The sequence below is a fragment of the Streptomyces sp. NPDC036813 genome (assembly GCF_055609245.1).
Map to the genome: position 1 here is coordinate 87,383 of NZ_JBVJPV010000023.1, position 24,117 is coordinate 111,499.

Below are 24,117 nucleotides of genomic sequence, written 5' to 3' on the forward strand. Positions count from 1 at the left end.
CCGGGGTGGCGGGCGGCTCAGGGGGCGAGGATCACCGAGCGGGTGAGGTGGCGCGGCTGGTCGGGGTCGAGGCCGCGGGCCGCGGCGACGGCGACCGCGAGGCGCTGGGCGCGGACCAGTTCGGCGAGCGGGTCGAGGCCACCGTCCACCCAGAGTCCGCCGGTGGCCCGGACCTGGTCGGCGAGTCCCTCGGGAGCTTCCCCGAACATCCAGGTGGCGGTGTTGTCGGTGGTGATGCTGATCGGGCCGTGCCGGTACTCCATCGCCGGGTAGGCCTCCGTCCAGGACAGGGACGCCTCGCGCATCTTCAGGCCGGCCTCGTTGGCCAGGCCGACCGTCCAGCCGCGGCCGAGGAAGGTGAACTGGCGGCAGGCGACGAGCTCTGCGGGCAGCGCGGCGGCGAGGGCGGTGCGGGCGTCGTCGACCGCGGCATCGGTGTGCAGGCCGAGGTGGGCGCGCAGCAGGGTGAGCGCGGTGGTGGCGAAGCGGGTCTGTACGACGGAGCGTTCGTCGGCGTACGCGAGCACCACGACGTCGTCGGCGGCCGCCATGACGGGCGTGTCGGGGTCGGCGGTCACCGCGGTGGTGCGGGTTCGGCCCTTCAGCCGGCCGAGCAGTTCCAGCACCTCGGTGGTGGTGCCGGAGCGGGTGAGCGCGACGACCCGGTCGTAGGAGCGGCCGTGGGGGAATTCGGAGGCGGCGAAGGCGTCGGTCTCGCCCTGGCCGGCGGCCTCGCGCAGGCCGGCGACCGCCTGGGCCATGAAGTAGGAGGTGCCGCAGCCGACGACCGCGGTCCGTTCTCCCGGTGCGGGCAGTGCCGCAGCGTGCGCGGTCGCCTCCGCCGCGGCGCGGGTCCAGCACTCCGGCTGGCTGTTCAGCTCGTCCTCGACATGCGTCATGCGGCTGCCCCTCCCAGGGTGTGTTTGTTTATGCAAGATATAGCGAGCTTTCGAGCAACTTCAAGCATTCGACGCCACGGGGGGTGCGCTAGGGTCACCGAGGAGCCGAGACAAGGGAAGACGGAGGTGCGGATGTCGCGCGACGCCCGCTGGAAGGCGCTGCTGGAGCTGCTCGTCGAACGCGGCCGGCTGGACGTCGAGGAGGCCGCCGCCGAGCTGGAGGTGTCGGCCGCGACGATCCGGCGCGACTTCGACCAGCTGGCCGAGCAGCAGATGCTGGTGCGCACCCGGGGCGGCGCGGTCGTGCACGGGGTGTCGTACGAACTGCCGCTGCGCTACAAGACGGCCCGGCGCGCCTCGGAGAAGCAGCGCATCGCCCGGGCGGTGGCCGAGCTGATCGCGCCCGGCGAGGCCGTGGGCCTGACCGGCGGCACGACCACCACCGAGGTGGCCCGCGCGCTCGCCGTGCGCAGCGACCTCGCGTCCGGCTCCCCCGCGCTCACCGTCGTCACCAACGCCCTCAACATCGCCAACGAGCTGGCCGTACGGCCGCAGTTCAAGATCGTGGTGACGGGCGGGGTGGCGCGCGCCCAGTCCTACGAGCTGATCGGGCCGCTCGCGGACGGGGTGCTCGGACAGATCACCCTCGATGTCGCGGTGCTCGGTGTCGTCTCCTTCGACGTGGTCCACGGGGCCGCCGCGCACGACGAGGCGGAGGCGGCGATCAACCGGCTGCTGTGCGAGCGCGCCGAGCGCGTGATCGTCGCCGCCGACTCCAGCAAGCTGGGCCGCCGTGCCTTCGCCCGCATCTGCGCGGCGGAGACGGTGAACACGCTGGTGACGGACTCGGCGGCGGACCCGCAGGAGGTGCGGCGGCTGGAGGAGGCCGGGATCGACGTGGTGACGGTCTGACGAGCGGCCCCCGCGCCCGGCCTGCACACCTCGGGGCGCCGCCCCGGGGCCCGGCCTCTAAGCTGGAAGCCGTCCCGCGGGCACAGGTCCAGGGAGGCTGTGATGGCCCAGGCAGCGGACGTGGGTGCGAGCCGGTGCGACGGCTGTCTGCCGGTCGCCGACCACGGACTGATCGGTGATCTGCGGACCGTCGCGCTGGTGGGGACGAACGGCACCATCGACTGGTACTGCTGTCCCTCGTTCGACGCGCCGAGTGTCTTCGCCGCGATCCTGGACGCCGAGCGCGGCGGCTGCTTCGAGCTGGCGGCGAGCGGGGCGGCCCGTACCAAGCAGTTCTACTTCCCCGACACCAACGTCCTGATCACCCGCTTCTTCACCGAGGACGGCGTGGGCGAGGTGCAGGACTTCATGCCGCTCGGCGGCGACCCGGCGGACAGCTCACGTCACCGGCTGATCCGGCGGGTGCTCTGCGTGCGCGGCATGGTGCCGTTCCGGGCCCGGGTCGCCCCGCGCTTCGACTACGCCTCCCGCGCCCACACCCTGCGCCTGGTCGGCGACACCGCGGTCTTCTCCACCGGCCGGCTCTCGCTGGCCCTGACCTCGACCGTCCCGCTGGAGCCCGACGGGCAGGACGTGCGGGCGGAGTTCAAGCTCACCGAGGGCGAGTCGGCGGTGTTCGCGCTGGACGAGGTCGACGGTGACGTGGCGCCCCGCCGGTGCGCGAGCCGGGAGGCCGAGGAGCAGTTCGCCGCCACCGTGACGTACTGGCGCCGCTGGCTGTCCGCCTCGCGCTACCGAGGCCGCTGGCGGGAGATGGTGCACCGCTCGGCCCTCACCCTGAAGCTCCTCACCTACGCGCCGACCGGCGCGATCGTCGCCGCGCCGACCACCAGCCTGCCCGAGCAGCTCGGCGGTGAACGCAACTGGGACTACCGGTACGTGTGGGTGCGCGACGCCGCGTTCTGCGTGTACGCGCTGCTGCGCCTCGGCTTCAGCGAGGAGGCCGAGGCGTTCATGGACTTCGTCACCCGGCACATCAGCCCCGGCGACTGTCACGGGGCCGGGCCGCTGCAGATCATGTACGGCATCGACGGCCGCACCGATCTGCCGGAACGTGAACTGCCGGACCTGGCGGGTCACTTCGGCTCGGCGCCGGTACGCGTCGGCAACGCGGCCGCCGACCAGCTCCAGCTCGACATCTACGGCGCGCTCGTCGACTCGATCTACCTCTACGACAAGTGGGCGAAGCCGATCTCCAGCGACCAGTGGGACGACGTGTGCGCGCTGGTCGACTGGGTGTGCGCGCACTGGGACCAGCCCGACGAGGGCATCTGGGAGACGCGGGGCGGCCGTAAGAACTTCCTCTACTCGCGGCTGATGTGCTGGGTGGCGATCGAGCGGGCCATCCGTATGGCCAACCGGCGCGGGCTGCCCGCCGACCTCGTCCGCTGGCGGACGTGCCGCGACACGATCTACCGCCGGATCATGGACCGCGGCTGGTCGGCGAAGCGCGGGGCGTTCGTCCAGCACGAGGATGGCGACGTGCTGGACGCGGCGGTCCTGATGATGCCGCTGAGCAAGTTCATCGCCCCCACCGACCCGAAGTGGCTGTCCACGCTGGACGCCCTCACCCGGGAGCTGGTCTCCGACTCCCTGGTCTACCGTTACGACCCGCTGACCAGCCCCGACGGGGTGCGCGGCGACGAGGGCACCTTCTCGATCTGCTCCTTCTGGTACGTCGAGGCCCTGGTGCACGCCGGCCGGCTGGACGAGGCCCGCCTCGCCTTCGAGAAGATGCTGACGTACGCCAACCATCTGGGCCTGTACGCGGAGGAGATCGGCCACACGGGCGAGCAGCAGGGCAACTTCCCGCAGGCGTTCACGCATCTCGCCCTGATCAGTGCGGCGTTCAACCTGGACCGGGCACTCGGCTAGCGAAGGGGACCCCGCATGACGGACGGGAGTGTGCCGACGGCGGCGCAGTACTGGGAGCCCGTGTGGCGGTCGGGCCGCCGCTACCGCACGATCGACGAACGGGAGGCCGAGGTGCTGCGGCGGCAGGTCGGGCCGGGCGGGGGGCGGCCCGCGCTGGACATCGGCTGCGGTCTGGGCGAGCTGGCGGCCCGCGTGCACCGGCTGGGCTACCGGGTCACCGCCGTCGACTGCGCGCCGACGGCGGTCGCCGGTGCCCGTCGGCGCCACCCCGAACTGGACGTGCGGGAGGCGGACTTCACCAGCGGCGACCTGGACGGGCTGCTGTCCCACCCCGCCTACGCGCTGATCACCTGCCGGCTGGTCTTCCGCTGGATCCCCGACAAGCCGGCCTTCCTCGCCCGCGTCCGCGGCCTCCTCCCCCCGGGCGGCGTCTTCTGGGTCGGCACGTCGCTGCACGATCCGTCGCACGGCGAGCCGCACCCCTGGGAACTCCCCCCGGCCGACGCCGAACTCCTCACCGCCGACTGGTCCCGCGTCGACTCCGAGGACCTGGACGGCTACCACTGTCTCGCCCTGCGCCCCTGAGCGGCGGTGCCGCATGCGCGCGCCGCGCCGCGGGTAGGGTGCGTCGCACACGGGGACGTCCCACGGCCGGCCCGCCCGCGACAGGAAGGAACGCCATGAGCGCCCACCCGAGCACCGACGGCGGACTGCCGCCCTCCTTCATGGCCGCCGAGACGTCGTCCTTCGTGGACTTCCTCGCCGCGCAGGCGCCCGACCTGCTGCCGGGCAGCCGCGAACTGCCGTCCCCGGCACCGGGGTTCGAGGCGCCGCACGGCACCACGATCGTCGCGGCGACCTACGCCGACGGGGTGCTCGTCGCGGGCGACCGGCGGGTGACGATGGGCAACGTCATCGCCCACCGCGAGTACGAGAAGGTGTTCCCGGCGGACGAGCACTCCGCGGTCGCCATCGCCGGTACGGTCGGGATCGCGGTGGAGCTGGTCCGGCTGTTCCAGCTGGAGCTGGAGCACTACGAGAAGATCGAGGGCACCGCGCTCTCCCTCGACGGCAAGGCCAACCGGCTGACCACGATGGTGCGCGGCAACCTCCAGATGGCCATGCAGGGCCTGGCCGTGGTGCCCCTCTTCGCGGGCTACGACCTGGACCGGGGCGAGGGCCGGATCTTCGGCTACGACGTCACCGGCGGCCGTACCGAGGAGCGGGGCTTCACCGCGACCGGCTCCGGGTCGGTGTACGCGCGGGGCGCGCTGAAGAAGCTGTACCGCGAGGGGCTGCCGGAGAGGGAGATCGTCACGGCGGCGGTGCAGGCGCTGTACGACGCCGCCGACGACGACTCGGCGACCGGCGGCCCGGATCCGACCCGGCGGCTGTTCCCGCTGGTCGCTCTGGTCACGCGGGACGGCTTTCGGTGGCTGCCCCAGCAGGAGGTCGCCGAGATCGCGCGGGAGGTCGTCCGGCGCCGCGGCGAGAGGCCCGACGGCCCCCTCGCGCCGGTCCTCTGACGCGCGGCCGACGGGATCTGGAACGCGCAACCCCGGGCGGGTACCGGCCGGTCCGTGTGCCCCGCGGGCGAGCGGGCACACGGGGGACATGGTCAACGGTGACACGGGTGACGACAGTCTGGCGCGCGGACCGGGCGGGAGCGGTCACCGCGCGGTGCCGCACAGCGCCGAGGTCCGGATCGACGCGTGGGGTGCGAGCCGGGAGGACTGTCTGGCGGAGGCGGTTCTCGGGGTCGTGGAGTGCTTCGCGGATGTGTCCCGGGTGCGGCCGACGGCGGTGGAGCGGCTGCGGGTGGCCGGGACGGGCGACGACGACCTGCTGGCCGCGCTGCTGGAGGAGGTCGTCTACCGGCTGGAGGTGTACGGCACGGTGCCGGTGGACGTGGAGGCGGACGCGGAGGACGACGAGCTGGACGTGCGCCTCGCGGTGGCCGACATGGCGGACGTGGAGATCACCGGCGCGCTCCCGCGGGGCGTGTCCTGGCACGAGCTGCATCTCGGGCAGGGGCCGTACGGCTGGTCCTGCTCGCTGACCATCGACGCGTGACGCTTCACCCGCGCCGCCCGGTCGTCCGTCGCGGCGTCAGGGGGTGGCGCGCCATCCGGTCCAGCGGGTGACGGCGACGACGACGACCGGGCCGTCCGGCGGATGGGTGGCGTACTGGGGGTACTTGCGCCGCAGCAGGGTGATCGCCCCTGCGTGCTGCTCGCGTGCCGCGGGGTCGGCGGTGCCGGGCGGCACGGCGTGGGCGTCGCCGTCGGCCCGCACCCACCACAGGTGGTCCCAGTCCTCGTCGTAGGCGTCGGCGAGCAGGCTCACCGCCGGGTGGGCGGCGATGTTGCGCAGCCGCTTGAGCCGCTGGGTGGCCTTCGGTTTACGGTCGACGGCCGTGACGATCCGGTCGCCGTCGGCGGCGAACACGACGGGCACCAGGTGCGGGTGGCCGCCGGCGTCGACGGTGGCGAGCCGGGCGACCCGGGCACCGGTGAACCGCCGGCGGGCCTCGTCCTCGTCCATCGCGGGCACCTCAGGTCTCCTCCGCCGCGTACGTGGTGGGGACGACGGCGACCGGGCACTCGGCGTGGTGCAGCACCGCGTGCACCACGCTGCCCAGGCGCAGCGCGAAGCGGCCGGCGGGCGGATGCCGGGAGACGACGACCAGACCCGCCCGCGCGGAGGCGTCCACCAGGGCGGCCGCCGGGGTGCCGATGACGAGGTCGGTGTCGGCCCGGACCTGCGGAAACTCGGCGATCGGCCGGGCCGCGTGTGCGAGTACGCGGGTGTGGATGTGCTGTTCGTCGTCCACCTGGCTCACCTGGGGCACCACCAGCCCGGCCCGCGCGAGCGGGGTCCAGGCGTGCAGCACCCGCACCCCCACCCCGCGCAGCCGTGCCTCGGCGAGCGCGAACCGTACGGCGTCCGCGTCCCGTTCGTCGCGTACGCCGACGACGATGCTGCCGTACGCGGCCTTCTCGGTGTGCCCGCGGGCGACGACTACCGGGCGGTCCGCGTGCGCGGCGGTGCGCAGGCTCACCGAGCCCAGCAGCAGTCCGGAGAAGCCGCCGCGGCCCCGGGTGCCGACGACGATCAGCTCGGCGTCCTGGGCCGCGTCGATCAGGGCCTCGGCGGGCTGTTGGTGGGCGAGCGCGGTGTCCAGGGGCACCCCGGGGTGGCCGGCGGCGATGCGGGCCACGGCGTCGTCGAGGACGGAGGCGGCCGCGTCCAGGACGCGCGCGTCGGCTCCCTCACCGGCCGGGCTGCCCGGGCCGACGGCGTGCAGGACGCGCAGTGCGGTGCCGCGCAGGTCGGCCTCGGTGGCGGCCCAGTCGGCGGCGAGCCAGGCGTCGGAGGTGTCGTCGACGCCGACGAGCACCGCGCGGGGCGCGGGCGGGGCGGCCATGTTCATCCCTCCCGCAGCGCGTCGAGCACGTCGGCGTCGCTGAGCTGCTCGAAGTCCTCGTACCACAGGCCGACGGCGCGGAAGTCGGCCGGCCGGTACAGGCACACCACCTCGTCGGCCTCGCGGGAGAGCAGGTCGGCGGACTCGGGGGCGGCCACGGGCACGGCCACGACGACGCGTTCGGGCCCCTGCCGGCGGACCCAGCGGACAGCGGCGCGCGCGGTCGCCCCGGTGGCGAGGCCGTCGTCGACGAGGATCACGGTGCGTCCGGCGAGGTCCAGCGGCGGGCGGCCGCCGCGGTAGAGGCGTTCGCGGCGGTGCAGTTCGGCGCGCTCGCGCTCCACGGTGCCCGCCAGCGCCTCGTGGGTGAGGCCGAGCCGGTTCAGCGCCCACTCGTCGAACAACGGCGGGTCGTCCCCGGCGAGCGCGCCGACGCCCAGCTCCTCCTGGAACGGCACGCCGATCTTGCGGGCGACGAGCACGTCGAGCGGGGCGCCCAGGGCGCGGGCGACCTCGCGGGCCACGGGCACACCGCCGCGGGGCAGCGCGAGGACCAAGGGGTGCGGGAGGGCGCCCTTGTCGTGCCGGATGCGCAGCTGCTCGGCCAGTTCCCGACCGGCCTGGGTGCGGTCACGAAACTCCATGCGCCTCGCGTCTCCTTCCGACGCCGGCCGCCGTACGGCTGCGGGCCGGGTACCCGGCGGCCGGCGGCCGCACACGCCGAGCTAGCGGGCCGGGCGGCCCTGCCGCAGAAAGCGGCGCAGCCGGGTGAGCGGCCAGGTGTTGATCACGTCGTCCCCGGTGAGCCAGCCGCGCTGGGCGGTGCCGATGCCGTAGCGCATGTTGGCCAGGTGCAGGGTGGAGTGGGCGTCGCTGTTCACGGCGAACCTGACGCCGTGCCGCTTGGCCCGCAGGATGTCCTCGTCGCGCAGGTCCAGCCGATCGGGATGGGCGTTGATCTCGAGGGCGGTGCCGGTGCGGGCGCAGGCGGCGAAGACCGCGTCGAGGTCGGCGTCGATCCCGGGCCGCCTGCCGATGAGGCGGGTGGTGGGATGGCCGATGATGTCGACGTACGGGTTCTCGCAGGCGCGCACGAGCCGCCGGGTCATCGTGGCGCGGTCCTGGGTGAAATGGGAGTGCACGGAGGCCACGCACAGGTCGAAACCGGCCAGGAACTGCGCCGGCCAGTCCACCTCCCCGTCGGGGCCGATGTTGAGTTCGGCGCCGTGCAGCAGGCGCATGCCCCGGCCCTTGCCGTACGTGCCGTCGAGGGCGCGGACGCGTTCGCGTTGGGCGAGCATCCGCTCGTCGGTCATGCGTTGCATGGCCATGTCGGGGCCGTGGTCGGTGACCGCGTAGTAGGCGTAGCCGCGGTCGGCGGCCGCGGCGACCATCTCCTCCAGCGGGGCGAGCCCGTCGGTGAGGTCGGTGTGGGTGTGCAGGTCGCCGCGCAGGTCGGCCTCGGTGACCAGGTCGGGCAGTTCGCCGCGCAACCCGGCCTCGATCTCGCCGCGGTCCTCGCGCAGGGTGGGCGGGATCCAGGGCAGCCCGAGCCGGGCGTAGACGTCCTCCTCGGTCTCGGAGACGATCTTCTCGCCGCTCTCGGTGTCGAACAGGCCGTACTCGGACAGCTTCAGCTTGTGGTGCACCGCGCGTTCGCGGGTGCGGATGTTGTGCGCCTTGGAGCCGGTGAAGTACTGCAGGGCCGCGCCCCAGGAGTCGGGCGGTACGACCCGCAGGTCGACGGCGAGTCCCTTGGTGGTGCGCACCGAGGTCTTGGTGGTGCCGTGCGCGATGACCTCGCTGACGTACGGCAGGTCGGTGAACGCCTTCATCAGCGGGCCGGAGTCGTCTGCCGCGGCGAGGACGTCGAGGTCGCCGACGGTCTCCTTCACGCGGCGCAGGGAGCCGGCGTAGGCGCAGCGGGCGCAGCCGGTCACCTCGGACAGGGCTGCGACCACGTCGTCGGCGAGGTCGAGGGCGACGTCGAGCAGGACGCGGTCGCCGGCGGACCGCAGCAGTTCGATGCCGTGCAGGATGTTCTGCTCGGTCTTCGGGCCGAAGCCCTTCAGGTCGCGCAGCCGTTCGCCGTGGATGGCGTCGGTCAGCTCCTCGACGGAGGAGACGCCGAGTTCCTCGTAAAGCACCAGGGCCTTCTTCGGGCCGAGGGTGGGGATGGCGGTCAGCCGCCGGACACCGGCCGGGATGCGGGCGCGCAGTTCCTCGACGGCGGAGACGGACCCGGTGCGGAAGTACTCGGTGATCTTCTCGGCGATCGACCTGCCGACGCCCGGGATCTCCTGGAGCCCTTTGACGTCCAGGCTCGCCACGTCGGCGTGGTGGCCGCCGATGGCGCGGGCAGCCTTCTCGTAGACACGTGCCCGGAACGCGTCTCCCCCGGTGATCGAGATCAGGTCCGCGTACTCCTGGAACAGCGCGGCGACCTCGTCGTTGGATCGAGCCACACCTCCAGGGTAGGTGCGGTACGCGGCGGCGGCAGGGGGTACCCGCAGAGCACCCCCTCTTCCGGGCTCTTCGGGGAGATGACTCGCATGCTGTTGCTCGGATTCCTCCTCCTCGCGGCCACGGTGGCCTTCACCGTCCTCGCGATCGCCGGCAACCTGGGCGGCGGACCCCACTACTCCGTGTCCGTTCTCGACCACCACATCGCCACGATGAACGGGCTGGCCCTCTTCTGCTCGGGCCTGGCGCTGGCGCTGATCGCCGCTCTGGCACTGGCGATGATGAGGAGCGGTGCGGTGCGCCGCCGTCGCCGGGAGCCGCGCGTCGTAGAGACGGAGGAGAGCACGACGCTGCACGACATGATGCGCAGGCCGCACCGGCACGCCTGATCCGGCTACGGCCCGCTCGGCGGGGAGCGACCTGCGGGGCGGACGGCGCCCAGCAGGCCGACTCGGTGCGGCCGGCAGCGGCTGCCGCCGGCCGGACGACTGCCGGGCGCCGTTACCAGGCGACCGGCAGCCGCTCCGGGATGCGCTTCATGAACCCGGTACGCCACACCAGTTGCTCCACCGGCACGGCGAGCGCGAGCTGCGGCAGGCGCTCGGTGAGCACCTCCAGGGCGACCTCGGCGTGACGGCGGCCGAGCCCGGTCGCGGGGCAGTAGTGCGAGCCGCCGCCGAAGGAGAGATGGTCGGCGGCGTTGGGACGCTCGATGTCGAAGCGGTGCGGGTCGGGGAAGCGCTCCTCGTCGAAGTTGGCGCCCTCGACCAGCACCAGCACCAGCTCGCCCGCGCGCACCCGCACGTCACCCAGGGTGACGTCCTCCAGCGCGATCCGGGGCAGCGCGTCCCCGATGGAGAGGTTGACCCGCAGCAGCTCCTCCACGGCCGCTCCGGTCACCTCGGGCCGCTCCCGTACCAGGGCCCACAGCTCCGGGTGGGTGAGCAGATGGACGAGGGCCATGGTGAGGAAGCCGGACGTGGAGATCACGCCCGCGCCGAACAGGGTGACACCGACGGTGGCGAGCATCTCGTCCGTGAGGTGGGCGTAGTCCGGGTCGTCGCGCAGGGCGGACAGCTCTCCCATCAGCCCGCCGGTCGCCGGGTCGTTGAGCAGGCCGGTCATCCGGGCGATGTCCCGGTCCCAGTTGATCTTCGCGCCGGTGATCGGGCACGGGGAGTTCATGAAGGCGATGTCGAGGCTGCGCAGGAACGCGGAGGCCTCGCTGGTGGGGATGCCGAGGATGTGGCAGTGCATCCCGGCGGAGTACGGCTCGGCGAACGCGCCGCGCAGATCGGCGGTCGGCCCCTCGGCGACGAGCAGGTCGACGAGGCGGTGCGCCTCGCCTCGTATCCACTCCTCCAGCCCCTCGGCCTTCGGGTTGAGCGCCCTCATCACCGCGCGGCGCAGGCCGGCGCCGGTGATGTTGCCCATGTTGTTCACGACCTCGGGCGGGATCGTCAGGGCGTACTGGCGGGGCATGCCCGGGGCGGAGGTGTCCTTCAGGGAGAACCGGCCGTCGGTGAGGACCTGCCGGCACAGCCGGTACGACGACACCAGCCACGCCTCGTCGCCGGCGATGGTCCGCACCCGGGTCACCGGAGCCGCCTCCCGCAGCGCGGCCACCTCGTCGGGCACCCGGGAGCCGTCCCAGGAGAAGGGGAAGTCGAGCAGGGGCGGGGTCTGGACGGTGCTGGTGGTCATGCGGCGGCTCCTTGGACAGCGGCGGGGGCGGGGGCGGATCCGGCCGGGTCGGCGTCGGCCGGGGTCACGATGGCGTGGCCCTGGTTGCGGGAGGCGCGCAGTCCGGCGCCACGCGCGTACAGCAGCTCCGCCATGGGCAGCAGCTGGTGGTAGCAGTTGAGCGAGGACGGCACGCCGAGGATGGCCGGGGTGTCGAGGAAGAGCGGGGCCTCCGCGCAGACGTACTCCAGGCACACGGCGCGCTGCCGCTCGCTCGCCGGTTCTCCGCGGGCGGTGAGGAAGCGGCTGACGAGCGCCGTGCACACGGCCCGGAAGTCGTCGTCGGTGCCGAGCCGGCGGGTGAGGTGCTGGTGCAGGTCGCGGTAGGCGTCGTTGGCCTGGAAGGCCGACATCGGCTGCCAGCGCAGCCGCGTGCCGTCCGGGTCGGCCGCCATGACCGCGTCCCGCACCTTGGCGCGTACGCCCCTGAGGTTCTTCACGGCCTTGCGGCGGGCGTCGTCGGGGGTGTAGCCGGACGCCTCGTACATCTCGGCGACGTAGAGGTCGGTGTAGACGAAGTCGACGCGTTCGAACCGGTTCAGCCCCCAGCGGGCGAGGTCGTGCAGCCGCCCGGCTGAGAAGTAGCTGTTGCCGGGGGACACACCGATGACGGCGTGCGCGCCCTCGTCGTGGATGACCCGGCAGTGCGAGGTGTAGGGCTGGACCTGGAAGACGTCGGCCATCAGCACGGATGCTGTGGTCAAGGGGTGATCCTCCGCCGCGCGCAAGTCCCGGCAGGGCCCTGTGCCCTGGGTGTAGCGACGCGGCGCCCACACACTATGTGCGTCGGTGCGAACACGGGGCGTCACAGATCACTTTGGCCGAAAACGCTTGTAGCAAGACCTCAAATCACAGGCGGGAGCGTCGACTTCAAGCCAGCCGGGCCGCCCGGCACGGGCCTTCACCGCCGCAGCGACGGCGGAAAGACGCCCCTTGGGCAACCCGGTCGAAGCCAGGCCGAGGCGCGGAAACGAGTCGTTTTCCTTGTCATCATACTGAGTTCACTTCCTGTTCACCCATGGCCACGCGTACTCGTCGCGGCGGCCGCACATCCCGAAGCCGCCGCGCCGGGTCGGCGCGCTCTCGTACGCGCTCGCCTCGCCGAGGTGGACGGACTGCCCCGCCTCCAGCGCGTCGAGCTGCGCGCCGGTGCGCACCGCCGCGGCCAGGGCGCCCGCCCGCCACAGCTCACGCCAGGCGGGCACCCGTGGGCGCACCAGGCGGGCGGCGGCACGCTGGAAGGCGCGGTACGGGCCGTCGTCCCCGGCGAGGAGGGCCGCGCGCAGCGGGAGGTAGCCCTCCACGGCGAGATCCCGGCGGCGCCGGGCCGCGGCCTCCGTCTCGGGGCCGGTGCCCGGCGGGAGCGTGGCCGCGGCCGCGTACGCCTCCGGGTCGGCGAGCACCTCGGGCGGGAAGGTGAACACCGCGTCCCCGGCCTCCGGCAGACCGCTGTTCTGCATCAGCACGGTGACGCGCAGATCGCCGCCCTGCACCATGCGGTGGACGGTGCCCGGCGAGAACCAGGCGAGGGAGCCCGCCTCGAGGGGGATGTCCCGGCAGCCGTCCGCGCCGAGGGTCTGCACCGCGCCCCGGCCGCCTGTCACGACGTACGCCTCCGTGGACACGAGGTGCAGATGCGGGCTGCCGCCGCAGACCCCGTCGGCGGCCTCCCAGTCGTAGGGGCGCAGATGGGACAGTCCCACGGCGCCCGGCAACGGGGCCGCGGGCGAGGGCGTCACCATGGCAGCCCCTTCAGGTACGCGGCGACCCGCTCGCGGTCCCAGGCGCCGTCGGCGATCACCATCCGGTAGCGGTAGCCGAAGGTCTCCCCCGGCGCGAGCGTGAACTCTTCGAAGAACGCCCAGGAGGCCGCGACGGTCGGGACGGGCTCACTGCGCACGAACCAGTGGGAGGCGTGGATCGCGGTCGCTTCGTCGAGGTTCTCCGGCGCGTGCGCGAAGACGAGCGTGGAGTGGCCGTCCACCTCGTCGTGCTCGCAGGTGAAGGCCAGCCAGGGTTCTTGACGGCCCATCAGCTGGTCGGCACCCTCCCCGTCCGGGGCGAGGACACGGCCGCCGGTGAAGTCGCGGGGGCCGCGCCAGTGCAGGCCGGTGTAGCCGGCCATCTCACGGCCGGCGGTGGTCGGGGACCCGAACACCAGCGGCTGGTCACGGAGGTTGGTGAGCCGGATCGACCAGTCCAGCGCCCAGGCGCCGGCCACCTCGTCCACGGCGTGCACGGTGAGACCGCGCTCCTCCCGCGCCCACTCCTCACCGCAGTGCGCGACCCAGGTCAGCTCCTCGGTGAACGCGAGGCGTTCGCCCTCGGCCGCGAAGGACGTAAAACCCTCGTGGCGCATGGCGCCGACCCGCTCGGGCAGCGCGAGGTACCCCCGGCCGTGGACGTAGGAGTTGCCGCCCCAGAAGTTCTGCCCGGACAGATGACTGGCCGTCATCTGCAGGCCCTTGTGCCAGCGGTGGTCGCTCGGCCGGTATCCGGTCACCGTGCGGCCGGCCAGGGTGCGCAGCGGATGCGCGTACGGCTTGCGGGACTCGAAGGGGTCCGGGTCGGGCCGGTAGACGTAGCGCAGGATCTCGACGCCGTTCGTGGTCTCGACCGCGATGTGCTCGCCGTGGACGTGGCTGACCCGGATGTTCATGCGGTCTCCTTCGGGGCCCAGTCGGGGTGGTCGCCGTGCATGGCCGCGTAGTACGGGTCGCCGGGGCCGATCTCACCGGCCCGCACCGGCCGGCCCGTGAACGCCGCCTTGTACAGGGCGGCGGCGAACTCCAGCGTGGCGCGCGCCTGCGGGCCACTGCCGGGCGGCCGTACGCCCGCGTCGTAGGCGTCGAGGAAGGCGCCGAGCTGTGCGGTGTGCGAGCTGGGCACGTCGGCGGCGGGGCTGCGCCAGGCGGCGGCGCGCTCGGGAGGGACGTGCGGGGCGGGGGTGTAGACCCAGTCGTCGTTGCCGTGCCCGTAGAGGTGGGTCAGCTCCACGGTCGCGTCGGCGCAGTCGATCCTGATGCGGCTCGTCTCGTCGGGCGACAGGACGCTGTTGACGACGGTGGCGAGCGCGCCGGAGCGGAAGCGGACCAGGGCGGTGGAGACGTCCTCGCTCTCGCAGTCGTGCACCAGCCGGGCGGCCATCGCCCGCACCTCCTCCCACTCGCCGAGCAGGTGCAGCAGCAGGTCGTACTGGTGGATGCCGTGCCCCATGGTCGGCCCGCCGCCCTCACTCGCCCAGCGCCCGCGCCACGGAACCGCGTAGTAGCCGGCGTCGCGGTACCAGGTCGTCTGGCAGTGCGCGACGAGCGGAGCACCCAGCTCCCCGCTCGCGATCAGCTCGCGGGCGTGCACCGCGCCGGAACCGTAGCGGTGCTGGAACACGACGGAGGCGTACGCGCCGGACGCCCGCTCGGCGGCGGCGATGTCGTCGTACTCGGCCGGCGACAGACACAGCGGCTTCTCGCACAGCACCCAGGCACCCGCCTTGAGTGCGGCGGTCGCCTGCTCCTGGTGCAGCGCCGGCGGCGTCCCGATGAGCACCAGGTCGGGGCGTACGGCGTCGAGCATGGCGCCGGTCGAGGTGTACCCGGCGACCTCCTCGCCCGCGAGCGCGCGGAAGGCGTCCAGCCGACCCTGGTCCACGTCGACGGCGGCGACCAGTTCGACCCGGTCGGCGTGGGCTTCCAGCGCGGGCAGATGACCACCGGTGACGATGGCACCGGTGCCGATGACGGCGACGCGGCGGCGGGCGGGAGGCGGGGGCATGCGGCGCTCCTCGGATGCTCGGCGACCGGGTGGGGACAGCGACTGAGAGCGCCGCGCCGTAGAAAGCGCTTACTCTCCCGACAGGAGACCCTAGGGTCCCGGGAGGAGCAGGACAACCCCGCGGTGGGAAATTCCCGGCCGCAACGACAGCCCGCCGTACCGTGGAGGCATGGGCGGCGGCACCGTGACGCTGTTCCTGTGCGGCGATGTGATGCTCGGGCGCGGCGTCGACCAGATCCTGGCGCACCCTGGCGAGCCCGCGCTGCGGGAGGAGTACGTCGGTGACGCGCGCACCTATGTCCGGCTGGCGGAGTCGGCGAGCGGCCCCGTGCCGGCCCCGGTCCCGCCGTCCTGGCCGTGGGGCGAAGCCCTGGCCGCGCTGGACGCCGAGGCCCCGGACGTGCGGATCGTCAACCTGGAGACGTCGGTGACCCGCAGTGACGCCTTCGCTCCGGGCAAGGGGGTGCACTACCGGATGCACCCGGCCAACCTTCCGGCCCTGCTGATGATCCGCCCCGACGTGTGCGTACTGGCCAACAACCATGTGCTGGACTTCGGCCGCCCGGGCCTGGCCGAGACGCTCGCCGCGCTGGCCGGGGCGGGCCTGCGCACCGCGGGCGCCGGGCCGGATGCCGACGCGGCGCAGGCACCCGCGGTGGTGCCGGCCGGCGGCGGGCGGGTCCTGGTGTTCGCGATCGGGACGGGTTGCAGCGGTGTCCCGGCCGACTGGGCGGCGGGCCCGGACCGCTCCGGCATCGCCTACCTGCCCGCCCTGACCACCGCCGCGGCCGACGCCGTCGTGGACCGGGTGCGGCGGGTGAAGCGCCCCGGCGATCTCGCGGTCGTGTCGGTGCACTGGGGCTCCAACTGGGGCTACCGCGTGCCGACGGCGCAGGTCCGCTTCGCGCACGCCCTCGTCGACGGCGGCGTGGACGTGGTCCACGGCCACTCCTCGCACCATCCCCGGCCCGTCGAGGTGTACCGGGGCCGGCTGATCCTGCACGGCTGCGGCGACTTCGTCGACGACTACGAGGGGATCACCGGCTACGAGCGGTACCGCGACGACCTGCGACTGGCGTTCCTGGCCACCGTCGAGCGCGGCACCGGAGCCCTGGCCGGGCTGCGCATGCTGCCGTTGCGGTCCCGCCGGATGCGGCTGGAGGGGGCGCCCGAGGAGGACTGTGAGTGGCTGCGGACGGTACTGGACCGGATCAGCGAGGGCGTGCGGATCGGACTCGGCGACGACGGGGTGCTCGTGGGGCGGGTGGCCGGCGGCAGTCCGTGAACCGCGCAGCCTCTCACCCGGGGTCGCGCCAGGGTTTTCTAGTCCTCCGCGACCAGTTCCACGGGCGTGGCGATCACGTCGACCAGGGCGTCCCCGCGCAGCGCGGTCAGGGCCAGCGGGCGGCCGATGGCGTCCTCCAGCATGCGGCGTTGCAGGGCCTGGGCGCTGTCCACCGGATCCCCGTCGGCGGTGAGCAGCAGGTCGCCCATGCGCAGTCCCGCGCGGGCGGCCGGGGAGGCGGGGACGACCTCGGCGATGCGCAGTCCGGTGCGCCGCCCGGTCCGCTCGCGCACCGGCGGGGGCAAGGGGGCGGGGGTGCCGGCGATGCCCAGGTAGGCGCGGCGTACGCGACCCGCCGACAGCAGGGCGGCGATGATCTGCCGGCTGGTGCCGTTGACCGGGATGGCGAGGCCGAGGCCGACGTCGGCGATCGCGGTGTTGATGCCGACGACCGCTCCGTCCGCCGTGGCCAGCGCGCCTCCGGAGCTGCCGGGATGGAGGGTGGCGTCGGTCTGGACGACGTCGTCGACGATTCGGGTGGCGATACCCGCGCTGGTCGGAAGCGACCTGCCGAGGCCGCTGACCACGCCCGCGGTGACGCTGCCGGCCAGCCCGAGCGGGTTGCCCACGGCGACGACGAGCTGCCCGACCCGCAGCGTGTCGGCCTCGCCGAGCCGCACCGGCGGGGGCGTCGGCCCGTCGGCCCGGACCACCGCGAGGTCGGACAGCGGGTCGGCGCCGATGACGTGGAACGGCACGGTCGTGCCGTCGGCGAAGGAGGCCGTACCGGCGTCGGAGCGGCCCACGACGTGGGCGTTGGTCAGCAGGAACCCGTCGTCCGTGAAGACCACGGCGGAGCCGGTGCCCCGCACGAACCGGCCACGGGTCCACCGGTGCGCGACGGTCACCGCCGCCACCTTCGGCGTCAGCTCGGCGGCCACCGAGGTGACGATCCGTGAATACGCGTCGAGCGCGGCCTGCTCCTTGCCGGAGCGGTCGGGCTCGAAGAGAGTCCCGGCCACGGGGCGCCCCTTCCGCTCGCCCGGCGTTGATTACATGATTACACCGGGCAGGCCGGAAGGGGAACGCCCCGAGACCGGGAAGCACGGGCCCCGTTGGCTACAGCGATCGCTCCAGCCGCTCCGCGACCAGCTTCACGAAGCGGGCCGGGTCCTTCGGCTGGCCGCCCTCGGCCAGGACCGCCAGGGTGTGCAGCAGCTCGGTGGTCTCGGTGAGCGCGGTGCGGTCCTCCGGCTCCTCCTGGAAGGCCCGGTTCAGGCCCTGGACCAGCGGGTGTCCGGGGTTCAGTTCCAGAATCCGCTTGGTGCGGGGCACCTCCTGGCCCATCGCCCGGTACATGTTCTCCAGCGCCGGGGGCAGGTCGTCGGCGTCGGAGACCACACAGGCCGGGGAGACGGTGAGCCGGGAGGACAGACGGACGTCCTTGATGTCCTCGGCCAGCTGCTCCTTCATCCAGCCGAGCAGACCGGCGTAGTTCTCGGCCCTCTTCTCCTTCTCGCCGTCGGTCTGCCGCTCGTCCTCGCCGTCGAGGTCGATCTCGCCCTTGGCGACCGAGCGCAGCCGCTTGCCCTCGAAGGTGCCCACGGTGTCGGCCCACACCTCGTCGACGGGGTCGGTGAGCAGCAGCACTTCGATGCCCTTGGCGCGGAAGGCCTCCATGTGCGGGGAGTTCTCCACGGCCTGCCGGCTCTCGCCGGTGACGTACCAGATGTCCTCCTGGCCGTCCTTCATCCGCTCCACGTACGCCGCGAGCGTGGTCGGCTCCTCGGTGCCGCGCGTGGAGGCGAACGAGGCGACGGCGAGGATCGCGTCGCGGTTCTCGGCGTCGGTGACCAGGCCCTCCTTGAGCACGGCACCGAACTCCCGCCAGAAGTCGGCGTAGCGCTCGGCGTTCTTCTCGCGCATCTCCTTGACGGTGGCGAGGACCTTCTTCGTCAGCCGGTTGCGCATGGCGCGGATGTGCCGGTCCTGCTGGAGGATCTCGCGGGAGACGTTGAGGGAGAGGTCCTGCGCGTCGACGACACCCTTGACGAAACGCAGGTAGGGCGGCAGCAGCTCCTCGCAGTCGTCCATGATGAACACGCGCTTGACGTAGAGCTGCAGGCCGCGCCGGTGGTTCTGGGTGAACAGGTCGTGCGGGGCGTGCGCGGGGACGAACAGCAGAGCCTGGTACTCGAAGGTGCCCTCGGCCTGGAGCCGGATCGTCTGAAGCGGGTCGCGCCAGTCGTGGCTGATGTGCTTGTACAGCTCGTGGTACTCGTCTTCTGACACCTCCTCGCGTGAACGCGCCCACAGCGCCTTCATCGAGTTCAGCGTCTCGGGCTCGGGCGTGTCGTCGCCGTCGCCCTTCGGCTGGACGAGCTTGACCGGCCAGGTGATGAAGTCCGAGTAGCGCTTGACGATCTCCCGGATCTTCCACTCGGACGTGTAGTCGTGCAGCTGGTTCTCGGGGTCGGCGGGCTTCAGGTGCAGCGTGACGGCGGTGCCCTGCGGGGCGTCGTCGACGCGCTCCAGGGTGTACGTGCCCTCGCCGCGTGACGACCAGCGGGTGCCGTGGCTCTCGCCGACCCGCCGGGTGAGCAGGGTCATCTCGTCGGCCACCATGAAACCCGAGTAGAAGCCGACACCGAACTGGCCGATGAGGCCCTCCGCGCCGCCCTCCTCCTCGGCCTCCTTCAGCTCCTTGAGGAACTGGGCGGTGCCGGAGTTGGCGATCGTGCCGATGAGCCGCCCGACCTCGTCGTAGGACATGCCGATGCCGTTGTCCCGCACGGTGAGCGTACGGGCGTCCTTGTCCACCTCGATCTCGATGTGCGGGTCGGAGACGTCCGCGTCGAGCGTGTCGTCCCGCAGCTTGGCGAGGCGCAGCTTGTCCAGCGCGTCGGAGGCGTTGGAGACGAGCTCCCGCAGGAAGACGTCCTTGTTCGAGTAGACCGAGTGGATCATCAGCTGGAGCAGCTGACGGGCCTCGACTTGGAACTCAAACGTTTCGGTCGCCATGGTTCGCGATTACCTCACTGATGGCTTGGGCTTCGGTCACCTTCGGTGGCCGTGACTGGTGTTTCTCACTTTAAAACACCTGGTCAGGCCGGGAGGGTGACTTTCGGACGCGGGCGGCTCATCCGCCGCCCTCGCGGGGTGCGCGGGGCGCGGGGCGATCGTCTACTGAAGCCCACCCACGCGTCACAGCCCGGGCCGTCCGACGCGTCGCAGCCTGGCACCACCCGACGGAGGCGCCCGCGTGCCCACCCGATGGACTTCCCCCGACCGCCCGCTCCAGGACGACACCGGGCCCCCGGCCCCGGACGGCGGCCTGTCGCCGCGCACCGTGCTGCTCAGCCGTCCCTATCTGCGGCTCCTGCTGTTGTCGGTGCTGCTGGGGGTGCCCATCGCGCTCACCGCGTTCTTCTTCGTCAGCCTGCAGCACTGGCTGCAGCGACAGGTGTGGGAGGAACTCCCCCGCTCCCTCGGCCACGCGCACGCCCCCTGGTGGTGGCCGCTGCCCGCCCTGGCGCTCGCCGGGCTGATCCTCGCCCCGATCGTGACCCGGCTGCCCGGGGGCGGCGGGCACCACCCCGCCCAAGGGCTGAGCGGTGCGCCGACGCACCCGCGCGAACTGCCGGGCGTGGTGCTCGCAGCGCTGCTCACCCTCCCGCTCGGCGTGGTCCTCGGCCCGGAGGCACCGCTCATGGCAGTGGGTTCCGCGCTCGCCCTGCTCGCCCTGCGCGCCGTCCACCGGAACGCGGAAGAGCGGACGGCGACGGTGGTGGCCACCGCCGGCTCCACGGCGGCCATCTCCACCATCCTCGGCGGGCCGCTCGCCGCCGCCGTGATGGTCGTCGAGGCCGCCGGGCTCACCGCGCCGCGGCTCGCCGTCCTGCTGCTGCCCTGCCTGGCCGCGAGCGCGGCGGGCGCCCTGGTGTTCACCGGGTTCGGCCAGTGGACGGGCCTGTCCATCGGCGCGCTGTCGCTGCCGACCGTGCCGCCGGACGTCCGTCCGGACGCGGGGGACTTCCTGTGGGGGGTCCCGGCGGCCGTGCTCGTGGCCGTCGTCGTCACCTGCGCGCACGGGCTGGGTGAGCGCACTCAGCGATGGACCACGGGGCATGCCACGGCGCGGCGGACGGTGGCCTGTTCCGTGGCCGTCGGCGGGGCCATCTCGGTGTACGCCCTCGTCACCGGCCGGTCACCCGCCGAGGCGGCCCTCTCGGGCCAGGCCACCCTCGGGCAGCTCGCCGCCCAGCCGCACGCCTGGTCCGTCGGCGCTCTGGTCGCCCTGGTGCTGTGCAAGGGGCTCGCCTACGGCCTCGCCCTCGGCAGTATGCGGGGCGGCCCGATCTTCCCCGCCGTGCTGCTCGGCGCCGCGACGGCCATGGCCTGTTCCGGGCTGCCCTCCCTCGGTGTGACCCCAGCCCTGGCGCTCGGCGTCGTCGCCGCCACGACCGCCGTCACCGGGCTGCCGCTGACCAGCTCCGTACTGACCGTGCTGCTCCTGGGCAAGGACGCCCACGACCAGATGCCGCTCATCGTCATCTGCGCGGTCGTCGCCTTCGTCACCAGCCGTTTCCTCGGGCGGCGCCGGGAGCCCGACCGGGGCGAGGGCGCCGACCGGTGAACGGTGAGCCACCCGAGCACCCGGCCGCGTCACCGCGTCTGTGGCTCGGCGCGGGGACGGCGGCGGTCGCCATGCTGGTGGCCTACTTCTTCCTGCCGCTGCACCGTCTGGGCCCGGACCGCACCGGTCTCGCCGTGATCCTTCTGATCGTCGCCCTGACCGTGCTGGCCCTGCTGATGCTCCGGCAGATCCACGCCGTGCTGCTGGGCCGGCCCGACGCTCACCCGGGCCTGGTCATCCCGCTGCTGATGGGGATGTCCGTCCTGGTCTTCTCGGCCGCCTACTTCGTCCTGGCCCACTACCGCGGCCAGTTCAGCGGCCTCACCACCCGCGTCGACGCGCTGTACTTCACGCTGGTCACCCTGGCGACGGTCGGCTACGGCGACATCACGCCGATCGGGCAGGCGGCGCGGATCGTGACCATGCTGCAGATCCTGTACAACTTCGTGTTCCTCACGGCCGCCGCGACCGCCCTCACCCGCCACATCCGCAGGGTGGTCGGCGCGGGTCCCCGACGCGGCCGCCGACACCGGTGAGCGCACGACGAGCGCAGCCGGACCGGTTCGGTGGCACGATCGCCCCGCTGCCCCGCACGGCGGACGGGCCGGCCCGTGCGGGCGGCCCGTCCGTGCGTTCGGCGGTGTCCCGGGTCAGGAGGTGACGGGCTCTGCGACGTCGATGCCGCGCGAGGCGACGATCCGGGCGCTGCCGTCGACCAGCCGGTAGCACAGGCCGACCACGGCGGCCTGGCCCGCCTCGACGCGCTCGGCGAGGTCGCGGGACCGCTCCAGCAGCAGGTCCACGGTGCGCTTTATGTGCTCGTCCAGCGCCGCCTCCACGCTGGTGTCCCCGGCCGCGCGGGCCGCGAACACGCTGGGGGTGACACGCTCGACGACGTCCCGGACGAAGCCGCCCGGCGTCTTGCCGTTCTCGAGCGCGGCGCAGGCCGCGCTGACGGCGCCGCACGAGTCGTGGCCGAGGACGACGACCAGCGGGGCGTCGAGGACGCTCACGCCGAACTCGACGGAGCCGAGCACCTCCGAACCCACCACGTGGCCCGCCGTGCGGACCACGAACAGGTCTCCGAGTCCACGGTCGAAGATGATCTCGGCGGCCAGCCGGGAGTCCGAGCAGCCGAAGAGGACGGCGAACGGCTTCTGGGACGGAGCGATCTCGGCGCGGCGGGCGGCATCCTGGTTGGGGTGCCTGGGGGCACCGGAGACGAATCGCTGGTTGCCCTCGAGGAGCAGATCGAACGCCTCGCGGGCGGAGAGGGTCGGCGCATCAGTCATGGCCACAGGTTACTGGGTGGTCGTGAGCCACGCCGGGTCAGGCCAGGTGGCCGAAAACGACGAGGTTCTGGGTGTAGTCCCGGGCGGACCGGTCGTAGCTGCCGGCGCAGGTGATCAGGCGCACCTCGGCCTGCGGGGTGTCGGCGTAGACGCGGTCGCTCGGGAAGTCGTCCTTGTCGAAGGTTTCGGCGCTGTCGACGACGAAGGCGGCGCGGCGTCCGTCGGCCCGGTCGACGTAGATCAGATCGCCCTTCTGCAGTTCGTACAGACGGGCGAAGACGGCCGCGGACGTCTTGGTGTCGACATGCCCGGCGATGACCGACGTGCCCGGTTCACCGGGCGAGGGGCCCTTGGCGTACCACCCGACGAGGTTGGTGTCGTCGGCCGGGGGCGGCTGGAGCCGGCCACTCGCGTCGATGGCGAGGTCCGTGAAGGGCGCGTCGACCGCGATCGCGGGGATCAGCAGCCGGGTCGGCCGGGAACGAGGCAGCCGGCGTTCGGTGCCGGTCGGGGCGGACGGCGACGTGGCGGCGACGGCCGGCGCGGCGTGCGGCCGGGGCCCGGCGCCGGGGCCGGAGGTGTCGTGGTGGCCGGCGAGACCGACGGCGGCGACGAGGGCCACGGCGGACCAGAAGAGTGTCGCGAGCGTGCGCGGTCCGCGCCTGGGCGGCTGCGGATCTGTCTCGGGGGAGGACGGGGAGGTTGCTGCCATCGGAACACCACCTCATTCGGGCACGGCAGCGGCGAGGACCGGGGGATGGAGCGGCGGGGCCGCCGCCGGCTGGATGCGCGTGCGGCGGCCCGTGGGGCTATGTCGGCTATGTCGTCGGGCATGGTCAGGCCACGCTTCCGGCGACCTTCTTGCGGCGCAGCACGTACAGTCCGGTGCCGGCCACCGCGACCGCGGCGAGTCCGCCGGCCGTGACGCCCTGCGTGGCGAGCGCGCCACCACCGGTGTGCATACCGCCGTGCGGCTTCTCGTGGTCACCGCCGCTCCAGGAGCCGCTGTCCTGGCCGCCGCCCCAAGTGTCGTTGCCGGGGGTCTTGCCGCCCCAGTCGGAGCCGCCGTTGTCCTTCTTGTACGTCTCCGGGTCCTGCTTGGGGTCGCGGGGGCTGCTGCCCCAGTCGTCGTTGGAGAGCAGGGTCAGCGCTCCGCCACCCGTGTGCATTCCGCCGTGGGGCTTGCCGTGGCTGCTGTCCTTGTCGTGCTCCTTGCCGTAGGAATTGTCGTGCTCCTTGCTGTAGGAGGAGTCGTCGTGGTCCCAGCCACCGGACCCCTCTGCATAGGCGGGTGCGGCGATGGCGAGAGCCGCGGTGGCCGTCGCGGTGGCGAGCAGGATGCGGGCAGAACGCATTCGACAGTCCTTCCGTCGCGGCCGGGCAGCCGACGCCTTGTCAGCTGGAGAGACCCGGCCCTGGCGTGATCCACCGTCAGCCAAGACCGGCCGCCGCACCATTCAGGGCGCTCACACGGGTTACGACCCCACCCCTACGGCGGCATCCGGCCCCTCCTGGACGCCCTCCGCACGCCGGTCCGGGCGCGTGGACAGGGCGGGGGCGGAAGCGGACCGGCTGTCAAGGAGAGTGCCGGGCGGGCGGCGGCGCGGCCGGTGCAGGGGCGGCAGCGCTGCCGCCGGGTGTGCGCCCTGGCAGGGGCCGCGACGGGGCGCCTACAGTGTGACGCCCCCGGTCACCGGCTCCCGCCCCGGTCGCCGTCCGCATCCGCCCTCCACCCGGGGGCGGACGGGGCGCGA

Annotated in this window: 24 protein-coding genes; 9 read left to right on the plus strand and 15 right to left on the minus strand. The window is 73.2% G+C overall.

The genetic code is table 11. The annotated features are described in order from the left end of the window. Positions 1-17: 17 nt before the first annotated feature. Positions 18-899 (minus strand): SIS domain-containing protein, encoded by an 882-nt coding sequence (locus ACZ67Q_RS35415; protein ID WP_471190583.1) that lies wholly within the window; start codon positions 897-899, stop codon positions 18-20. 132 nt (positions 900-1,031) lie between these two features. On the opposite strand from ACZ67Q_RS35415, the gene ACZ67Q_RS35420 reads away from it, so the two are divergent. From ACZ67Q_RS35420 to ACZ67Q_RS35440, 5 genes are all read left to right on the plus strand, one after another. Beyond that, positions 1,032-1,811: a DeoR/GlpR family DNA-binding transcription regulator gene (locus ACZ67Q_RS35420; RefSeq protein ID WP_361633171.1), complete on the plus strand. Its 780-nt coding sequence runs from the start codon at positions 1,032-1,034 to the stop codon at positions 1,809-1,811. Between the two features lie 102 nt (positions 1,812-1,913). Next, positions 1,914-3,746 carry a glycoside hydrolase family 15 protein gene (locus tag ACZ67Q_RS35425; RefSeq protein ID WP_471190585.1) on the plus strand — a complete coding sequence of 611 codons (1,833 nt, stop codon included), beginning with the start codon at positions 1,914-1,916 and terminating at the stop codon, positions 3,744-3,746. Positions 3,747-3,761: 15 nt separating this feature from the next. Further along, positions 3,762-4,331: a class I SAM-dependent methyltransferase gene (locus tag ACZ67Q_RS35430; RefSeq protein ID WP_471190587.1), complete on the plus strand. Its 570-nt coding sequence runs from the start codon at positions 3,762-3,764 to the stop codon at positions 4,329-4,331. 95 nt (positions 4,332-4,426) lie between these two features. After that, on the plus strand, positions 4,427-5,272 hold the full coding sequence (gene prcB / locus ACZ67Q_RS35435) for a proteasome subunit beta (RefSeq protein ID WP_471190589.1): 846 nt from the start codon (positions 4,427-4,429) through the stop codon (positions 5,270-5,272). Positions 5,273-5,360: 88 nt separating this feature from the next. Continuing rightward, complete coding sequence (locus ACZ67Q_RS35440; RefSeq protein ID WP_471190591.1) at positions 5,361-5,819, plus strand: archease; 459 nt, start codon at positions 5,361-5,363, stop codon at positions 5,817-5,819. A gap of 36 nt (positions 5,820-5,855) precedes the next feature. Here ACZ67Q_RS35440 and ACZ67Q_RS35445 read toward each other — a convergent pair whose 3' ends face one another. The 4 genes from ACZ67Q_RS35445 to polX all read right to left on the minus strand — a co-directional run bounded on the left by ACZ67Q_RS35445 (position 5,856) and on the right by polX (position 9,638). Further along, complete coding sequence (locus ACZ67Q_RS35445; RefSeq protein WP_471190593.1) at positions 5,856-6,299, minus strand: TIGR03668 family PPOX class F420-dependent oxidoreductase; 444 nt, start codon at positions 6,297-6,299, stop codon at positions 5,856-5,858. A gap of 1 nt (position 6,300) precedes the next feature. After that, positions 6,301-7,173: a universal stress protein gene (locus tag ACZ67Q_RS35450; RefSeq protein ID WP_471190595.1), complete on the minus strand. Its 873-nt coding sequence runs from the start codon at positions 7,171-7,173 to the stop codon at positions 6,301-6,303. Between the two features lie 2 nt (positions 7,174-7,175). After that, entirely contained in the window at positions 7,176-7,817 is a 642-nt protein-coding gene (locus tag ACZ67Q_RS35455; RefSeq protein WP_471190597.1) for a phosphoribosyltransferase, read from the minus strand. An 81-nt stretch (positions 7,818-7,898) separates the two neighbouring features. Beyond that, a complete protein-coding gene (gene polX, locus ACZ67Q_RS35460; protein ID WP_471190599.1) occupies positions 7,899-9,638 on the minus strand; it encodes a DNA polymerase/3'-5' exonuclease PolX in 1,740 nt (579 codons plus the stop codon). 87 nt (positions 9,639-9,725) lie between these two features. On the opposite strand from polX, the gene ACZ67Q_RS35465 reads away from it, so the two are divergent. After that, complete coding sequence (locus ACZ67Q_RS35465; protein ID WP_471190601.1) at positions 9,726-10,025, plus strand: hypothetical protein; 300 nt, start codon at positions 9,726-9,728, stop codon at positions 10,023-10,025. A gap of 112 nt (positions 10,026-10,137) precedes the next feature. Here the strand turns inward: ACZ67Q_RS35465 and ACZ67Q_RS35470 are convergent, their stop codons facing one another. From ACZ67Q_RS35470 to ACZ67Q_RS35490, 5 genes are all read right to left on the minus strand, one after another. Next, positions 10,138-11,340, minus strand: a complete 1,203-nt coding sequence (locus ACZ67Q_RS35470) for a cytochrome P450 (protein WP_471190603.1) — start codon at positions 11,338-11,340, stop codon at positions 10,138-10,140. After that, a complete protein-coding gene (locus ACZ67Q_RS35475; RefSeq protein WP_471190604.1) occupies positions 11,337-12,083 on the minus strand; it encodes a cyclodityrosine synthase in 747 nt (248 codons plus the stop codon). Before ACZ67Q_RS35475 ends, ACZ67Q_RS35470 begins: the two co-directional genes overlap by 4 nt. A gap of 297 nt (positions 12,084-12,380) precedes the next feature. After that, positions 12,381-13,121, minus strand: a complete 741-nt coding sequence (locus ACZ67Q_RS35480; protein WP_471190606.1) for a cupin domain-containing protein — start codon at positions 13,119-13,121, stop codon at positions 12,381-12,383. After that, positions 13,115-14,038, minus strand: coding sequence for a DUF6807 domain-containing protein (locus ACZ67Q_RS35485; RefSeq protein ID WP_471190608.1), 924 nt, complete (start codon positions 14,036-14,038; stop codon positions 13,115-13,117). The genes ACZ67Q_RS35480 and ACZ67Q_RS35485 overlap by 7 nt, the downstream gene beginning before the upstream one ends. Then, entirely contained in the window at positions 14,035-15,150 is a 1,116-nt protein-coding gene (locus ACZ67Q_RS35490; protein WP_471190610.1) for a Gfo/Idh/MocA family protein, read from the minus strand. The genes ACZ67Q_RS35485 and ACZ67Q_RS35490 overlap by 4 nt, the downstream gene beginning before the upstream one ends. Positions 15,151-15,319: 169 nt before the next feature. Between ACZ67Q_RS35490 and ACZ67Q_RS35495 the strand changes: the two genes are divergently transcribed. Then, positions 15,320-16,435: a CapA family protein gene (locus tag ACZ67Q_RS35495; protein ID WP_471190612.1), complete on the plus strand. Its 1,116-nt coding sequence runs from the start codon at positions 15,320-15,322 to the stop codon at positions 16,433-16,435. A gap of 38 nt (positions 16,436-16,473) precedes the next feature. On the opposite strand, the gene ACZ67Q_RS35500 is transcribed toward ACZ67Q_RS35495, so the two are convergent. Then, on the minus strand, positions 16,474-17,457 hold the full coding sequence (locus tag ACZ67Q_RS35500) for a S1C family serine protease (RefSeq protein WP_471190614.1): 984 nt from the start codon (positions 17,455-17,457) through the stop codon (positions 16,474-16,476). Between the two features lie 97 nt (positions 17,458-17,554). After that, on the minus strand, positions 17,555-19,456 hold the full coding sequence (gene htpG / locus ACZ67Q_RS35505) for a molecular chaperone HtpG (protein ID WP_471190616.1): 1,902 nt from the start codon (positions 19,454-19,456) through the stop codon (positions 17,555-17,557). Positions 19,457-19,769: 313 nt separating this feature from the next. Between htpG and ACZ67Q_RS35510 the strand changes: the two genes are divergently transcribed. Continuing rightward, positions 19,770-21,071 carry a chloride channel protein gene (locus tag ACZ67Q_RS35510; RefSeq protein WP_471190665.1) on the plus strand — a complete coding sequence of 434 codons (1,302 nt, stop codon included), beginning with the start codon at positions 19,770-19,772 and terminating at the stop codon, positions 21,069-21,071. Beyond that, complete coding sequence (locus tag ACZ67Q_RS35515; protein WP_471190618.1) at positions 21,068-21,607, plus strand: potassium channel family protein; 540 nt, start codon at positions 21,068-21,070, stop codon at positions 21,605-21,607. The genes ACZ67Q_RS35510 and ACZ67Q_RS35515 overlap by 4 nt, the downstream gene beginning before the upstream one ends. A gap of 114 nt (positions 21,608-21,721) precedes the next feature. On the opposite strand, the gene ACZ67Q_RS35520 is transcribed toward ACZ67Q_RS35515, so the two are convergent. The 3 genes from ACZ67Q_RS35520 to ACZ67Q_RS35530 form a co-directional block, all read right to left on the minus strand. Then, positions 21,722-22,363 (minus strand): carbonic anhydrase, encoded by a 642-nt coding sequence (locus tag ACZ67Q_RS35520; RefSeq protein ID WP_471190620.1) that lies wholly within the window; start codon positions 22,361-22,363, stop codon positions 21,722-21,724. Between the two features lie 37 nt (positions 22,364-22,400). Continuing rightward, positions 22,401-23,075 (minus strand): class F sortase, encoded by a 675-nt coding sequence (locus ACZ67Q_RS35525; protein WP_471190622.1) that lies wholly within the window; start codon positions 23,073-23,075, stop codon positions 22,401-22,403. 124 nt (positions 23,076-23,199) lie between these two features. Beyond that, positions 23,200-23,718, minus strand: coding sequence for a hypothetical protein (locus ACZ67Q_RS35530; protein ID WP_471190624.1), 519 nt, complete (start codon positions 23,716-23,718; stop codon positions 23,200-23,202). Positions 23,719-24,117 lie beyond the last annotated feature (399 nt).

Coding starts and splice junctions, on each gene's coding strand:
- ACZ67Q_RS35465 (WP_471190601.1), top strand. CDS start 9,726: ATGCTGTTGCTCGGATTCCTCCTCCTCGCGGCCACGGTGGCCTTCACC.
- ACZ67Q_RS35415 (WP_471190583.1), bottom strand. CDS start 899: ATGACGCATGTCGAGGACGAGCTGAACAGCCAGCCGGAGTGCTGGACC.
- ACZ67Q_RS35525 (WP_471190622.1), bottom strand. CDS start 23,075: ATGGCAGCAACCTCCCCGTCCTCCCCCGAGACAGATCCGCAGCCGCCC.
- ACZ67Q_RS35520 (WP_471190620.1), bottom strand. CDS start 22,363: ATGACTGATGCGCCGACCCTCTCCGCCCGCGAGGCGTTCGATCTGCTC.
- ACZ67Q_RS35430 (WP_471190587.1), top strand. CDS start 3,762: ATGACGGACGGGAGTGTGCCGACGGCGGCGCAGTACTGGGAGCCCGTG.
- ACZ67Q_RS35420 (WP_361633171.1), top strand. CDS start 1,032: ATGTCGCGCGACGCCCGCTGGAAGGCGCTGCTGGAGCTGCTCGTCGAA.
- ACZ67Q_RS35455 (WP_471190597.1), bottom strand. CDS start 7,817: ATGGAGTTTCGTGACCGCACCCAGGCCGGTCGGGAACTGGCCGAGCAG.
- ACZ67Q_RS35470 (WP_471190603.1), bottom strand. CDS start 11,340: ATGACCACCAGCACCGTCCAGACCCCGCCCCTGCTCGACTTCCCCTTC.
- ACZ67Q_RS35490 (WP_471190610.1), bottom strand. CDS start 15,150: ATGCCCCCGCCTCCCGCCCGCCGCCGCGTCGCCGTCATCGGCACCGGT.
- htpG (WP_471190616.1), bottom strand. CDS start 19,456: ATGGCGACCGAAACGTTTGAGTTCCAAGTCGAGGCCCGTCAGCTGCTC.
- ACZ67Q_RS35530 (WP_471190624.1), bottom strand. CDS start 23,718: ATGCGTTCTGCCCGCATCCTGCTCGCCACCGCGACGGCCACCGCGGCT.
- ACZ67Q_RS35450 (WP_471190595.1), bottom strand. CDS start 7,173: ATGGCCGCCCCGCCCGCGCCCCGCGCGGTGCTCGTCGGCGTCGACGAC.
- ACZ67Q_RS35440 (WP_471190591.1), top strand. CDS start 5,361: ATGGTCAACGGTGACACGGGTGACGACAGTCTGGCGCGCGGACCGGGC.
- ACZ67Q_RS35425 (WP_471190585.1), top strand. CDS start 1,914: ATGGCCCAGGCAGCGGACGTGGGTGCGAGCCGGTGCGACGGCTGTCTG.
- ACZ67Q_RS35485 (WP_471190608.1), bottom strand. CDS start 14,038: ATGAACATCCGGGTCAGCCACGTCCACGGCGAGCACATCGCGGTCGAG.
- ACZ67Q_RS35480 (WP_471190606.1), bottom strand. CDS start 13,121: ATGGTGACGCCCTCGCCCGCGGCCCCGTTGCCGGGCGCCGTGGGACTG.
- ACZ67Q_RS35495 (WP_471190612.1), top strand. CDS start 15,320: ATGGGCGGCGGCACCGTGACGCTGTTCCTGTGCGGCGATGTGATGCTC.
- prcB (WP_471190589.1), top strand. CDS start 4,427: ATGAGCGCCCACCCGAGCACCGACGGCGGACTGCCGCCCTCCTTCATG.